The 13,397-nt window shown below is 45.9% G+C and carries 16 protein-coding genes; 10 read left to right on the forward strand and 6 right to left on the reverse strand.

Features of this window, described 5'->3' with window-relative positions; genetic code table 11:
* Both NTW12_10910 and NTW12_10915 read right to left on the reverse strand, forming a co-directional pair.
* Window positions 1–287 (reverse strand): DNA methyltransferase (locus NTW12_10910; GenBank protein ID MCX5846846.1); only part of this gene is annotated, 287 nt, incomplete at its 3' end.
* A gap of 477 nt (window positions 288–764) precedes the next feature.
* Window positions 765–1,472 (reverse strand): tetratricopeptide repeat protein, encoded by a 708-nt coding sequence (locus tag NTW12_10915; protein MCX5846847.1) that lies wholly within the window; start codon window positions 1,470–1,472, stop codon window positions 765–767.
* Between the two features lie 666 nt (window positions 1,473–2,138).
* Between NTW12_10915 and NTW12_10920 the strand changes: the two genes are divergently transcribed.
* Together NTW12_10920 and NTW12_10925 are read left to right on the forward strand one after the other, a co-directional pair.
* Window positions 2,139–2,921 (forward strand): TIM barrel protein, encoded by a 783-nt coding sequence (locus NTW12_10920; GenBank protein ID MCX5846848.1) that lies wholly within the window; start codon window positions 2,139–2,141, stop codon window positions 2,919–2,921.
* 14 nt (window positions 2,922–2,935) lie between these two features.
* Window positions 2,936–4,000, forward strand: coding sequence for a PDDEXK nuclease domain-containing protein (locus tag NTW12_10925; GenBank protein ID MCX5846849.1), 1,065 nt, complete (start codon window positions 2,936–2,938; stop codon window positions 3,998–4,000).
* 33 nt (window positions 4,001–4,033) lie between these two features.
* Here NTW12_10925 and NTW12_10930 read toward each other — a convergent pair whose 3' ends face one another.
* Window positions 4,034–4,357 (reverse strand): nucleotidyltransferase domain-containing protein, encoded by a 324-nt coding sequence (locus NTW12_10930; protein ID MCX5846850.1) that lies wholly within the window; start codon window positions 4,355–4,357, stop codon window positions 4,034–4,036.
* Window positions 4,330–4,722 carry a HEPN domain-containing protein gene (locus NTW12_10935; GenBank protein MCX5846851.1) on the reverse strand — a complete coding sequence of 131 codons (393 nt, stop codon included), beginning with the start codon at window positions 4,720–4,722 and terminating at the stop codon, window positions 4,330–4,332. Before NTW12_10935 ends, NTW12_10930 begins: the two co-directional genes overlap by 28 nt.
* A gap of 356 nt (window positions 4,723–5,078) precedes the next feature.
* Here NTW12_10935 and NTW12_10940 point away from each other — a divergent pair, with 356 nt between their 5' ends.
* The 3 genes from NTW12_10940 (at window position 5,079) to NTW12_10950 (ending at window position 7,743) form a co-directional block, all read left to right on the forward strand.
* Entirely contained in the window at window positions 5,079–5,864 is a 786-nt protein-coding gene (locus NTW12_10940; GenBank protein MCX5846852.1) for a sugar phosphate isomerase/epimerase, read from the forward strand.
* A 62-nt stretch (window positions 5,865–5,926) separates the two neighbouring features.
* A complete protein-coding gene (locus NTW12_10945) occupies window positions 5,927–6,901 on the forward strand; it encodes an ABC transporter permease (protein ID MCX5846853.1) in 975 nt (324 codons plus the stop codon).
* An 11-nt stretch (window positions 6,902–6,912) separates the two neighbouring features.
* Window positions 6,913–7,743, forward strand: coding sequence for an ABC transporter permease (locus NTW12_10950; protein ID MCX5846854.1), 831 nt, complete (start codon window positions 6,913–6,915; stop codon window positions 7,741–7,743).
* 74 nt (window positions 7,744–7,817) lie between these two features.
* Here NTW12_10950 and NTW12_10955 read toward each other — a convergent pair whose 3' ends face one another.
* Both NTW12_10955 and NTW12_10960 read right to left on the reverse strand, forming a co-directional pair.
* On the reverse strand, window positions 7,818–8,906 hold the full coding sequence (locus tag NTW12_10955) for a 3-isopropylmalate dehydrogenase (GenBank protein ID MCX5846855.1): 1,089 nt from the start codon (window positions 8,904–8,906) through the stop codon (window positions 7,818–7,820).
* Between the two features lie 171 nt (window positions 8,907–9,077).
* A complete protein-coding gene (locus NTW12_10960; GenBank protein ID MCX5846856.1) occupies window positions 9,078–10,034 on the reverse strand; it encodes a Tim44 domain-containing protein in 957 nt (318 codons plus the stop codon).
* Between the two features lie 342 nt (window positions 10,035–10,376).
* Between NTW12_10960 and NTW12_10965 the strand changes: the two genes are divergently transcribed.
* From NTW12_10965 to NTW12_10985, 5 genes are all read left to right on the forward strand, one after another.
* Window positions 10,377–11,156 (forward strand): NAD-dependent deacylase, encoded by a 780-nt coding sequence (locus NTW12_10965; GenBank protein ID MCX5846857.1) that lies wholly within the window; start codon window positions 10,377–10,379, stop codon window positions 11,154–11,156.
* A 25-nt stretch (window positions 11,157–11,181) separates the two neighbouring features.
* Window positions 11,182–11,718, forward strand: coding sequence for a GNAT family N-acetyltransferase (locus NTW12_10970; protein MCX5846858.1), 537 nt, complete (start codon window positions 11,182–11,184; stop codon window positions 11,716–11,718).
* Window positions 11,709–12,485, forward strand: a complete 777-nt coding sequence (locus NTW12_10975; GenBank protein MCX5846859.1) for an NRDE family protein — start codon at window positions 11,709–11,711, stop codon at window positions 12,483–12,485. The genes NTW12_10970 and NTW12_10975 overlap by 10 nt, the downstream gene beginning before the upstream one ends.
* 28 nt (window positions 12,486–12,513) lie before the next feature.
* Window positions 12,514–12,945, forward strand: coding sequence for an NUDIX hydrolase (locus NTW12_10980; protein MCX5846860.1), 432 nt, complete (start codon window positions 12,514–12,516; stop codon window positions 12,943–12,945).
* Between the two features lie 36 nt (window positions 12,946–12,981).
* Window positions 12,982–13,397: histone deacetylase family protein (locus NTW12_10985; protein MCX5846861.1), on the forward strand; the 416-nt coding region annotated here is incomplete at its 3' end.

A 13,397-nucleotide genomic window follows, 5' to 3' on the forward strand; every position in this document is an offset into this window, starting at 1 on the left:
TTACGCATTTCTAAAATAAGCTCCATTACATAGGTACTGCGCTCCCCTTCAACTACTTTTTCCTTGATGTTTAAGACAAAAGTTCCTGTTGGTTTGAGGACACGTAATAGCTGGTCGGAAATAGGCAAAAACCACTCCACGTACTTGTCATGGCTGATACCACCGTATGTATTTTTTCTCTGATCAGCGTAAGGCGGTGATGTCACAACAAGGTCAACCGAGTTGTCAGGAATCAGTTTTAATTTCTCTTTGCTGTCCCCAATATATATGTCTGTAGTTATTTCCATTTTATGCACATCATTTCAGAAAATCTTCTTTCAATCTACTTATACATGGCTAAACGATATTCTCAATCATTTTCAAAGTACCGCCCAACTACTGTATATATGGTTTCCGTATAACCCCCTTTTACTGGGTTATAAAATAATGGTTGGAATCACGAACAGCTTGTGATGCGTGAGAATTATGAAATAACGTTTATACCTTTCAATTAGCTATGTCAATTGCGGACTTCAGTCAATGTTGAATACCACTTGAAAGAAAGCACACCCGCCAAAATTACCGGATGCTCTGTTTCAGTCAACAGTCGGATTCTACCTGAACAGAAAATATGCTGTCAAGCATTTGCGCATTCCATTCGATATTCAATAAAATGCACCGGCGATACCGTATCAACACTTGTATTTGAACCTCAGATTATCGACCACTAAGGATTCAGTTATTCCCGATAGGTCAGTTAACAGAACAAAGCGCCCACACATAGCTCAATGTTTCTTCTCTTTGTTCAACTCACTGTAGAGGTTCTTGGCTTGAGCATATATTCCCGTATATTCTCTTGGTAATGTCTGTTGCGGAATCCGGACAAACATCGTTTCCAGAACGCTTTTACTGGCATCATCCTCGCCCGCCTTCTGAAATTCTCCCTTTTGCGTCATCAAGCCAGCATAGTTGGTCAAGACTATGGCATCTTTGGGATGGTGCTCCAGACATTTCTCGTAATAGAAAGCGGCTACGTCCAGGTTGCTTTCGTTATTCACGTATATGTTACCCAGCATTACGTAGCTCCAGGCATCCGTCGGATCGATCTGCAAACATTCTTGTAGGTGTTGTTTCGCTTTCTCCAGCTTGCCTTGCTCCAAGTAAACCTTGGCCATGTTGCGGCGGGCGGCCACGTTTTCGGGAATGACTGCCAGGACCTCCTGAAAGAGCTTCAGTGCCTCCGGGAGTCTGCCTTTCCCGGCCTCGTCAACCCCCTTCGCCAGCTTCTTCATGGCCTCAGCAAATTTCTCCGGTGTGGCATCCCGGAATTCAATGTGTGCCATTCCGCCTTCGACTACGATATCCATTACTTCCGCAATCACGCCATAAAGCTTCTTGATGCGGGTAATCACGTCCTGTTCGGTATATTCAGCGGGATCGAATCGCTTGCCGGGTGCGATCATAATGTCTTTCAGTGGAATGGATAATTTCATATCAGGCACCTCAAAGAGTCGGGTATGCATATCATAATTTTCGAGGAAATAAAATCAATGATTAAGGAATGTAGAACTAAACCGCTGCGCGGTAGATTTGGAGCCTTGCATTAGTGACAAATAATGGTTTATAATAGCGCATGTTTTATTATTCTGACAGCACAGGATTTTTATGGGGCATACCCCGGTTGAAACCCCATAGATACATTGAAACCCCATAGCTATATTTTGTCCCTGCCGCAGCGGCTCCGTTCTTCATACGTCAATCCAAAATCGTTTTCAATACGTTGAATATTTTCATATTCTTCCGTTGAACAACTTCGGATTGACGCTTATTCGAAATCAAGAATTTTCTTCAAGGGCGACGTTTTGCTGATAGCAGGAAGGCATACATTTTCCCCTTGAGCGGGAAAATACACGGTTCAGCCCTGCACATTTCAAACCGCATTCAGTGATCTGTCCCGATCAGCCGCCCTGAACATTTGAAGTCTTGCATGACTGGATAAAGGTAGATCTAACGACTGAAGTACGCATGAACCGGATGAACCTGAAATAAAAGTGTTATTGTCGACCAAGGGCAGGTGTCTAAATTGCGGTTGTTAAAAAGGAGCCCGCATGATAAATGGAGCATCACTTTAAATCATTATATCTAAAATGGAATCCGACATGCATGATATATTAAAACTTATTCAGGTTCATACGCCGTTTCATTTTCTTCATGATCGATTTCTTCCGATGGTTATAAAAGAGAGGATAAATCCTGAGATCAGCTTCAATCATGTTACCCTCGATCGTTTCAGGAAAGAGGACTACATCAGGGTTGCCGATAGTCTTTTGGATGCGGGATTAACAATTACTTTCCACGCGCCGTTTATGGATTTGAGGCCCGGAGCGCTCGATCCGAAGATACGGCAGATCACCATAGACCGTCTGAATCAGGTATTTGATCTTGTTCCGCATTTTCGACCACTTTCTGTAGTATGCCATCCCTCATTCGACAAGAGATACTATGTGTCAAGTGAGCAGTTGTGGCTGGAAAACAGCGTTGAAACATGGAAGATATTTTTAACGCGGGCCATTGAGATGAATACGATCATTGCTTTTGAAAATGTTTATGAAAGCGACTGTCAAAATCTGGGCCTTCTCCTGAATGAGTTTTCCTCACCGCATGTCATTTTTTGCTTCGATACCGGTCATTTTAATGTATTCTCGACCACACCGTTGGAAGAATGGATGGGTGGCTTGTGGACCCGCCTCGGTCCAGTGGACAGGATACGCAGTCTGATCGAGGTCCAGATCATCTGCAAGGGCAAACTCGTGAAGGGGGAATCGCTCTGGCTTGAATACCGGGGAGAAGCCCTGCCCATTGACTATGTCTTCGGTACGCCGACAAAGCGCGAGGTTCGTGGGTACTCCGTCTATGCCACAGGGTTCAACCTTTCAAGTTGAAGCAAGGACAACCAATGAAAAAAACTGATGTAATCGGCCCAAACTACGGCAATCTCCTTGAGAAAATTACCGGAATTTTCTCCAAAGCAAGAATGACGGCTATCAGAGCAATTAACGTAACACAGGTGATGGCCTATTTCGAGATCGGGAGGGAAATCGTCGAGTTCGAGCAGCACGGAAAGATACGAGCAGAGTATGGAGAAGAACTCATTTTAAACTTATCACGAGATATGACAAATAGATTCGGAAGGGGATTCTCAGAAAGAAATTTAAGAAATATGAGATCATTTTACACGGCGTTCTCAATTCGGCAGACACTGTCTGCCGAATCTGGTAAGAGAGAAAGCCTGTCCGAACCATTTATTCCTAACCTGCCCTGGTCGCATTACTGTGAGTTGCTGAAGGTCGAAGATACCCTTGCCCGCTCCTTCTACGAAAATGAAGCTGCTCAAAACAACTGGTCTGTCAGAGAGCTAAAGAGACAAATCAACTCCATGCTGTTTGAAAGGCTCGCCCTGAGCAGGAATACCACGGCCGTTATGAAGCTGGCGAAAAAAGGACAGATCATTGAGACGCCGGAAGACGCAATCAAAGACCCCTATGTATTGGAATTCCTAAATCTCAGAGAAGAATCCGCCTATACGGAAAGCCAGTTGGAACAGGCTCTTATTGATAAACTCCAGGATTTTCTTTTGGAACTGGGGAAGGGTTTTTCCTTTGTCGCCCGCCAGAAGAGGATTACCATCGCCAACCGCCATTACCACATTGACCTGGTCTTTTATAACCGGTTCCTTAAGTGTTTTGTCCTGATCGATCTGAAGACAGGAGAATTCGACCATGCCGATGCAGGTCAGATGAATTTCTATTTGAACTACTTCAAAGAAAACGAAACGATGGCAGATGAAAACGATCCTATTGGGCTTATTCTTTGCGCCAGAAAGGATGACATATTCGCCAGATACGTGCTGGGTGGACTGAGCAACAAGGTGTTTGCATCCAAATACAAACTCGCACTGCCCTCGGAGAGGCAATTGAAACAAAAACTCAAGTCATTGCCGGACTTATTAGATACAACGTAATCCCCCCGTCAGATAATTTAGAATAATGCTGTGTTACAGGATACGCTCCCCGGTTGCGATGATTTCACTGACAAACGGATCCGTTTCGTCAAAGTCAGTACGGGCAAAAGAATGGGGTTCAATCCGTAGGTCGATATCCCAGCTCAACATTCTTAAGAGGACGTCCTCGTCCAGTCCGTCAATATCGTCCCGGTCCCAGAATACGGCCAAGTCAATATCGCTGTCGGGATGAAATGTATTTTTCGAATAGGAGCCGTACAGATATAAGCGCCAGACCGGCACCTTGTTCTTTTCAAGCGTCTTGACGTATTCCCTGATCTTTTCGTAAATTAACTGTTTATCTTTTCCTGTAACCATTTTCTGATTTCTCGTATTTTGTTAAGTTGCAACTCTGTATATTGGCGATTGGCTTTCTTTTGAAATCGATTCTTATAATCAGGGTATCTTGCCCTGAGATTAAACGTGCTCAGCTCCGACATGACTATCTTTTGCTCAACGGATAGTTCAAGCGACGCCTTGTGGGCAATTTCAAGTAAATTATGGGTTCTGGGATAATCGGCATCAACGTTTCTTACATGGTATGCCTTCAGTAATTTTTCGACCACCAGGTGCCCCAAGAATAAGGCCCAGACGTAATGTTCATTTTCAAAGAGGCTTTCCATAACCTGGAAGTCAGAATCCGACGACTCGATCCAGTATTTTACGATATCTTCCCGATCCATGTCACCAATCTACATGATTAACTCTTGATTATCAAGCGATTATTGGGTTTTTATCCAAGCATACGAATTTCGCCGTAATCACCCTGATACACTTCTGGTACGATGATTTTTTTACTACCTTTCGAACGCAATTCAATAAACTGAGATGATGTTTGCTACTGAAGATTTGAAAGCTTGGATATCCAGTCTTCCGCGTTGCTTACGACATAACAGGAAGTACGCATGAACCGGATGAACCTGAAATAAAATTGTTATTGTCAACCAAGGGCAGGTGTCTAAATTGCGGTTGTTAAAAAGTACCCCCTATGATAAATGGAGAATCATTTTCAATCATTATATCTATAATGGAATCCGACATGCATGATATATTAAAAGTTATTCAGGTTCATACGCCGTTTCATTTTCTTCATGATCGATTTCTTCCGATGGTTATAAAGGAGAGGATAAATCCTGAGATCAGCTTCAATCATGTTACCCTTGATCGTTTCAGGAAAGAGGACTACATCAGGGTTGCCGATAGTCTTTTGGATGCGGGATTAACAATTACTTTCCACGCACCGTTCATGGATTTGAGGCCCGGAGCGCTCGATCCGAAGATACGGCAGATCACCATAGACCGTCTGAATCAGGTATTTGATCTTGTTCCGCATTTTCGACCGCTTTCTGTAGTATGCCATCCCTCATTCGACAAGAGATACTATGTGTCAAGTGAGCAGATGTGGCTGGAAAACAGCGTTGAAACATGGAAGATATTTTTAACGCGGGCCATTGAGATGAATACGATCATTGCTCTTGAAAATGTTTATGAAAGCGACTGTCAAAATCTGGGACTTCTCCTGAATGAGCTTTCCTCACCGCATGTCAGTTTTTGCTTCGATACCGGTCATTTTAATGTATTCTCGACCACACCGTTGGAAGAATGGATGGGTGGCTTGTGGACCCGCCTCGGTCAGATTCATATACACGATAACAACGGACTCCTCGATGAACATCTCCCGGTAGGAGCGGGGAACTTCCCCTTCCAGGATTTTTTTAGTATGATCCGTGAAAAGGGGCTTAAGCCTATTATGACTGTCGAGTCCCATACGGAAAAGAATCTATGGAAGATGTTGGAAAATATTAAGGCCATGAAGCTGTTTTAGAAAAAGGTTCAAGGGGCAAGGTTCAAGGTTCAAGGGGTCAGGGATCAAGAAGGGGGCATCGTTTGCTGAGATACATTGTCAAGAGATTGATATTCATGGTTCCCCTTCTGATCGGCATAACCATTGTCTGCTTTGTGGTAATGCATCTTGCTCCCGGCTCTCCCACAGATCTTGAAACGCAGATGAACCCCCGTGCATCTGCAGATTACAGGGAACGCTTGAATGCAATGTACGATCTTGATAAACCCCTTTACCAACAGTATTTACTCTGGGTCGGAAAAATTGCTGTACTGAATCTGGGAAAATCATTTTCCCAGGACCGCAGACCTGTCGCGGACAAGATCCTCGAGAGGCTTCCCATTACCATCCTTCTCAATATACTCTCCATGATCCTTATTCTGGTTATTGCTATTCCCATAGGCGTCCTCTCTGCCGTCTATCAGGATTCCCTGTTCGATAAAGTGGCCGGAGTCTTCGTTTTTATCGGATTTGCCATACCGACCTTCTGGCTCGCTCTGCTTTTAATGATCCTCTTTGGAGTGAATCTAAGCTGGCTGCCCATTTCGGGCATCCGGTCTCTGAATTACGAATACCTCCCGCCCGGGATGGTTTTTCTGGATTTGGTAAAGCACCTTATCCTGCCGGTTACGCTCTCGGCTTTCGGCGGACTCGCAGGCCTTTCCCGTTATATGAGGGCGAATATGCTGGAGGTGATCAGGCAGGATTATATTATGACGGCCAGGGCAAAGGGTTTAAGTGAGCGAGTAGTCATTTACAAACATGCCCTCAGAAATGCACTGCTTCCTGTTATAACCATCCTTGGATTATCGGTGCCCGGTCTTATAGGAGGGAGTGTCATCTTCGAGACAATTTTTGCCATACCGGGCATGGGGCAGCTTTTTTACATGTCTGTTATGGCCAGGGATTACCCGGTCGTGATGGGAATTCTCTTCATCGGGGCTATATTGACCCTGCTGGGGAACCTGATTGCCGATGTTTCCTATGCTCTGGCCGATCCGAGGATCAGGGTTTCATAAAGGTGTAAAGTGTGAGAACCGATTTCTGGAAAAGATTTTCGAAAAATACAATCGCATTAGCCGGAAGCTGTGTCGTTGTCATGCTCCTTGTTGTTTCCCTTCTTGCACCGTGGATTGCTCCCTACGATCCCAATGAGATTAATCTCAAGATGGTACTTTCAGCGCCGTCAGCCAGCCACCTGTGCGGGACGGATCAACTGGGCCGGGATGTTCTCTCACGGATGATCTGGGGGGCCAGGATATCGCTCAAGGTGGGATTTGTGGCGACGGGTATCGCCATCCTGATCGGGGCAGTCCTGGGCGCTGTAGCAGGGTATTATGGAAGGTGGATAGACGCCGTAACGATGAGATTCGTGGATATAATGCTCTGTTTCCCAACGTTTTTTCTCATTCTGGCGGTGATTGCATTGCTTGAACCATCTATCTGGAACATCATGATTATCATCGGCTTGACCGGATGGATGGGAATTACACGGCTTGTACGGGCGGATTTTATATCATTGAAAGAGAGAGATTTCGTACTTGCGGCCAGGGCAATTGGCGCCAGCGATTCGAGGATTATCTTCATTCATATTCTGCCCAATGCGATGGCTTCCGTAGTTGTTGCGGCAACACTGGGTGTTGCCGGGGCTATTCTCACTGAGTCGGCGCTTAGTTTTTTGGGTATCGGTGTTCAGCCGCCGACACCAAGCTGGGGAAATATCCTCACGGCCGGCAAGGACAACATTGATATCGCCTGGTGGCTCTCCCTCTATCCCGGTTTAGCCATTCTGATTACCGTGCTTGGGTATAACCTGCTCGGTGAAGGAATACGGGATTCCCTGGATCCAAGACTCAGGTAATGGATTCCCCTGATTTGATCCTCTTTTTTAAGAAGATTAAGGATTATATGAAGATGAGAAATGTTCCGTGCAACTTATTGATTAAGAAGAGCCTTTGCGATTGCATCACCGACTTCATGGGTTTTATTTGTCCCCCCCATATCAGGAGTCTTAACCTTCCCCATGCTCAGGGTTTTCACTACCGCCTTCTGTATATCTAAAGCGGCCTGTTCTTCCCCCAGATGATCCAGCATCATCCGTACCGATTCAATCGATGCAACAGGATTGACAATTGCTTTTCCGGCATACTTCGGGGCTGAGCCATGAATTGGTTCGAACATTGAAGGGTAGATTTTTTCCGGATTGATGTTCCCGCCGGCGGCAAACCCCATACCGCCTTGAAGCATGGCGCCGAGATCCGTGATGATGTCTCCGAAGAGATTGGAGGCCACGATTACGTCGAAATGGTCGGGATTTTTTACAAACCACATGGTCAGGGCATCTACCAGAGCCATATCGGTCTTTATATCCGGGTATTCTTTTGCCACCTTGTTAAAGACTGAGTCCCAAAAAACCATGGAATAGTTGAGCGCATTGGATTTGGTACAGTTAGTGACCATCCCGACAGGGGCTTTGTTGCCAAACTTTTTCCGCTTTCTGGCAAGCTCAAAAGCATAGCGAATCGCCCTTTCACACCCTTTCTGGGTAAAGATACCGGTCTGTATGGCAAAGGCATCAGGGCTTCCCAGTTTAAAAAACCCCCCTGCCGCTGAATATTCTCCTTCGGTATTTTCGCGGACTACAACCATGTCCACAGTTTCAGGCGTTGCAGTTTTCACCGGCGATTCAACTCCGGGATAGAGTTTGATCGGCCGCAGATTTATGTATTGATCAAACCCCTTGCGGATTGTAAGGAGCATTGTCAGGGATATATGGTCAGGGACTTTATTGGCATCCCCGATACACCCTAAAAAAATGGCATCAAATTCTTTCAGTGTCTCCAGGGCATTGTCGGGCATCATGAGCCCGTTCTTTAAATAATAATCGCATCCCCAATAAAAACTTTCCGTCTCGACTTTGAATCCGTGCTTATCCGCAGCGATTTTGAGAATCTTGGCAGCTTCCGATGCCACCTCATTTCCAACCCCATCTCCCGGTATGATTGCGACTCGATAAGAAGACATAGGATATCCTTTGTTTGTGTTCTATTGAGATACAGGTTCCGTTATGTACGATGCGGCTTTTCTCGATGTTTCAAGGCAGAAGCTTGATCCAATAAAGGTTACAGTCGGGCGGAACGCTTGCCAACCGGTTAAGGATGTTAGACGTCTCGCCCGACATGTGCAGGATGAACCCTAATTGGCCTGATTGATGGCAGATAGCTGCCACTTATTGCTTCCCGCGGGCCTGGTGAAAGTCCAGTATTCCTCGAATTTCACGGGTTCTGTTTTGCTTCCCGATAATAATTCGCCGCTTTCGCTTACCGTATAGTCCAGAAGGCTGGCCAGGAATCTAACGGTAATGAAGTCCATGCCTCCTTCCTGCCATGCCTCGGTGGTATCCACAGACCTTACCGCAATGTTATCGAGTTTGTTGATCTTCTTTTCCGCCTTCAGCTTGTCTGCATCCCTTTGTAAAATGCCGAACATTTCATCCGTGAGAATATTTTTTATGCCGGTCACATCACGGTTGATCCACGCACCCTGAATCTTGAAGAAATTGTCCATGCAGAGTTCTGAGAACCTGGTTTCATCGAAGGAGGGGTCTAATTGTCGAATATGGCCGATGCCTGTTGCGACGTCATTTTCAGCAGGCCCCTGATCTTGGGCAGCAGGTGAATATGATGTCTGCTGTCCCATGGATGGAGCAGTGCCTGTTTTGTAATAAGCACCGGCAGGGGATTCAGCCTGTTTCCGCCTTTTGATAAACCAGTAAATACCATAGAGAAGACCGCCAAGAAGGAGCATTTCTACAAGCCCGAAACCACTCCCACCGAAACCGCCCGTGCCCATGCCATGGCTGATACCACTGAAAAGCATGCTGCCGAGAAAGCCGCCTGCTACCCCCATGGCAAGACCTCTCCACATGCTGGGTTGCTGCTGCGGCGTCGATGGCGTCATCGGCTGAGATGGGGTAGTTGGAGATGGCGAAGAGTAGGATTTGCTTGGGGAACTGTATGACCGGGAACCGCGGCTGCCTGAAGACATGCCGCCTCCTGCCCTGGCGAATACATCCATTTCCGTTGCCCATATGAAAAAAAACAAAAATGTAAAAATGGTTACTCCTATTTTTGACCATTTTCCTGAAAACATACTATTTCCTCCTTCTGGTTACTCACATATTTTTTGGAAAGTGATTCTAGAAGATATATACTGATGTGTCAATATCTCCTTTTCGTTTTGTTTTTTTTAAGAGGATGGTGTATGAGAAGCATCGGTATGAACTTTGAAAATTTACACCTGATATCGTTTCTATGAACATACGAACTGATGAGACAAAACGAAACCTCGGTGAGACATAAAAAGGGCACACTATATCAATCGCTTATATGATTTCTCCCGGAGTTTACCCTGAGTAAATACGAAGGGGTCGAAATGACAAAGCGGAACTATTTCAAAGACTTCTAAATATATTAATAAAATTGAGGAGCATTCATGGGCGTTGAGCAATTAGATGGAAAAATTATTGCGGCAGCAGATATGATCTTACATGCCAGGAATGTGGTAGTATTTACAGGGGCCGGAATCAGCACCGAATCCGGCATCCCTGATTTTCGCAGTCCGGGTGGCATATGGACTAAATTCGATCCGGAAGATTTTACTATACAGAAGTTCCTCACGAGCCCGGAAACGAGGAGAAAACAGTGGCACATCCTCCTTGATGGCGGGTTGATTGCTGATGCCGAACCGAACCGGGCGCATCGTGCCATAGCCGAGCTGGAAGAAATGGGCAAGCTGACCTGCGTTATTACACAGAACATTGATAATCTTCATCAGAAGGCCGGAAACTCTCCGGAGAGGGTCTATGAACTGCATGGCAATATGAAGTGGTTACGGTGTTTGGATTGTGACGCTCGTTATCCCCTTGATAAAATAGTGGAAAGATTCCGTTCAAATGAGGATATCCCTGATTGTGAGCGTTGCCACGGGATTTTAAAGCCAGACGTGGTTTTTTTTGGGGAACTCCTGCCTGAAATGACGTTAAAAAAAGCGACTTTTAACGCAACCAGATGTGATCTTATCATTGTTATCGGCTCGTCTTTGGTTGTGTATCCGGCGGCCTCCATCCCGATGTACGCTAAAGAGTCGGGGGCCAAACTGTTAATCATCAACAATACGCCTACACCCTGCGACGGCGTCGCAGATATTATCATTCATCATGCGGCCGGTGAGACAATGGAGAGGATACTGGAGGAAGTCAGAAAGGGGCTTTAAGCCAAAAAAAATTCATGGTGTGAAGATGCCGAATATTGTTCCAATAGAGACGGAAAGATTGAAACTGGTACCACTGGATTTTGAAAGTATAAATCCCGACGATCATCAGAAAATTGAACAGAAACTGGGTCTGCAACTGGCCAGTATGATTTTAGGCGAACAGATAGACAGGGAAATCAAGGCGGCCATGAGGACATCCCTGGAAAACGTCATCAGGAATAAAAAACAGGATCAATGGTATGCAGACTGGCAAAGTGTCCTGATCATATTGAAAGAGGAAAATGCAATCATAGGAGGTTTCTGTTTTCAGAGATATCCTGACGAAGAGGGTACGGTTCAAATCGGCTACATGATTCAACCTGAGTATCAGAGAGATGGGTACATGACGGAGGCTCTGAAAAGAGGTATTGCGTGGATATTTGAACGCCCTGATATATCGGCTGTACTTGCGGAAACGACAAAATCCAATCTGCCGTCGCAAAAGGTTCTGAAAAAGATTGGTATGACTCTCTATAAAGAAACGCCTAAAAGTCTCTGGTGGAAGCTTGAGAAATGTGCCTGATCCTTTTATCCTACAGGATGCATGACAGGTATCCCCTTGTCCTTGCGGCAAATCGGGATGAATTTTATGAAAGACCTTCGGCGCCGGTATCTTTATGGAATGATGCGCCAGGTGTGATTGCAGGCAGGGATTTAAAGAGCGAGGGCACGTGGCTGGGCATTACAAAAAGGGGGCGCATTGCTGCAGTTACTAACTATCGTGAACCGAAATCTTTCCGGGAAAACGCGCCTTCACGAGGATGGCTGGTGAGAGATTTTCTCTGCAGCCAGGAAGAACCAAAGGCGTATCTTGAAAAATATACCGTTGAGAAGGATCAATATAATGGCTTTAGTCTGATTCTCGGAGATACGTCCCGTCTCTACTGCTTCTCAAACCGGGGGAGCATGATTGAGCTATCGCCGGGTTTCTATGGACTGAGCAATCGACTTCTCGATACACCCTGGCCCAAGGTTGAACGGGGGAAAAAGGCGTTGGAATTATTACTCTCTAAAACAGACAATCCTCTAGCGGAAGAGATTTTCAACATCCTTTCAGACCGATCGCAACCAGGCGACGACAAACTGCCTGACACGGGGGTAGGACTGGAATGGGAGCGTATTCTTTCTTCCATATTTATAACGAGCCCTATATATGGCACCCGCTCATCTTCGGTTATTATGGTTGACAGGAAGAACCATGTCATGTTTATAGAGAAGGTGTTTAGTGTCCACCCGGATCCGTGGATGGCGGTGAAATATGAATTTAGAATTCATGAGAACGTAAGTTAATCCTCATACAGAGAGCGTATATAATACCATGTCCAAACGTGAATATCCGGAAGGCCCCGTTGTCGGCGTCGGGGCAGTGGTGATGAAAGATGGGAAGGTCCTGTTGGTTAAGCGGGGTGTTGATCCGAATAAGGGCGTATGGGCTATTCCCGGCGGCTCTCTAAAATTGGGGGAAACGTTGCAGGAGGGGGCGGAGCGGGAGATCATGGAAGAAACGGGTATAACCGTCAGGGCAAAGGAGCCGGTTTATTCATTTGATTTCTTTGAAAGTGATAGTGCCGGGCGGGTTCGTTTTCACTATGTAGTTGTTGATATGATGGCAGATTATATCGGTGGTGAGGTACAGGGCGCTGATGATGCCTTAGAAGCAAGGTGGGTGTCACCGGAGGAACTCAAAGATATGGAAGTATCCAGAAATACCCTGAAGATTCTGGATTCCCTGAAGATTTTTTCCGACTAACCGCTTGCGGACCGACATTCTTGAGGAGGTGTAACCGTGAAGGTGATTTATCACAAAGATTTCAATCAGACATACTGTTCCGATCCTGCTGCAGCGCCCGGAAGGATAGAAGCCGTTGTTAAAGCCATCCGCGACAGGGTGACTTTTATCGATGCGACACCTGCGGGGAAAGAAGATATTGCCGCTGTCCATACCCCATCCCACATACAGGGGGTTACCAGAGAGGGTATTTATGATATTGCCGCACTGGCCGCCGGGGGTGCAATTCAAGCGGCCGAGATTGGTTTGAAGGAGCCCTGTTTTGCCCTGATACGGCCGCCCGGTCACCATGCCTCAGCCGGGAATGCATGGGGGTTTTGCTATTTTAATAATATGGCCATTGCCCTTGAAAAGTTAAAACGGGAAAACCGGATTAAAAAGGCGTTTGTTCTGGATATCGATCTTCACTTCGG

It is taken from the genome of Deltaproteobacteria bacterium (genome assembly GCA_026388545.1).
Taxonomy (GTDB): domain Bacteria; phylum Desulfobacterota; class Syntrophia; order Syntrophales; family UBA2185; genus JAPLJS01.

Bases quoted from the DNA above. Each gene is read 5' to 3' on its own strand.
- NTW12_10915 (MCX5846847.1), bottom strand. From the start codon at position 1,472: ATGAAATTATCCATTCCACTGAAAGACATTATGATCGCACCCGGCAAG.
- NTW12_10920 (MCX5846848.1), top strand. From the start codon at position 2,139: ATGCATGATATATTAAAACTTATTCAGGTTCATACGCCGTTTCATTTT.
- NTW12_10925 (MCX5846849.1), top strand. From the start codon at position 2,936: ATGAAAAAAACTGATGTAATCGGCCCAAACTACGGCAATCTCCTTGAG.
- NTW12_10930 (MCX5846850.1), bottom strand. From the start codon at position 4,357: ATGGTTACAGGAAAAGATAAACAGTTAATTTACGAAAAGATCAGGGAA.
- NTW12_10935 (MCX5846851.1), bottom strand. From the start codon at position 4,722: ATGGATCGGGAAGATATCGTAAAATACTGGATCGAGTCGTCGGATTCT.
- NTW12_10940 (MCX5846852.1), top strand. From the start codon at position 5,079: ATGCATGATATATTAAAAGTTATTCAGGTTCATACGCCGTTTCATTTT.
- NTW12_10955 (MCX5846855.1), bottom strand. From the start codon at position 8,906: ATGTCTTCTTATCGAGTCGCAATCATACCGGGAGATGGGGTTGGAAAT.
- NTW12_10960 (MCX5846856.1), bottom strand. From the start codon at position 10,034: ATGTTTTCAGGAAAATGGTCAAAAATAGGAGTAACCATTTTTACATTT.
- NTW12_10965 (MCX5846857.1), top strand. From the start codon at position 10,377: ATGGGCGTTGAGCAATTAGATGGAAAAATTATTGCGGCAGCAGATATG.
- NTW12_10970 (MCX5846858.1), top strand. From the start codon at position 11,182: ATGCCGAATATTGTTCCAATAGAGACGGAAAGATTGAAACTGGTACCA.
- NTW12_10975 (MCX5846859.1), top strand. From the start codon at position 11,709: ATGTGCCTGATCCTTTTATCCTACAGGATGCATGACAGGTATCCCCTT.
- NTW12_10980 (MCX5846860.1), top strand. From the start codon at position 12,514: ATGTCCAAACGTGAATATCCGGAAGGCCCCGTTGTCGGCGTCGGGGCA.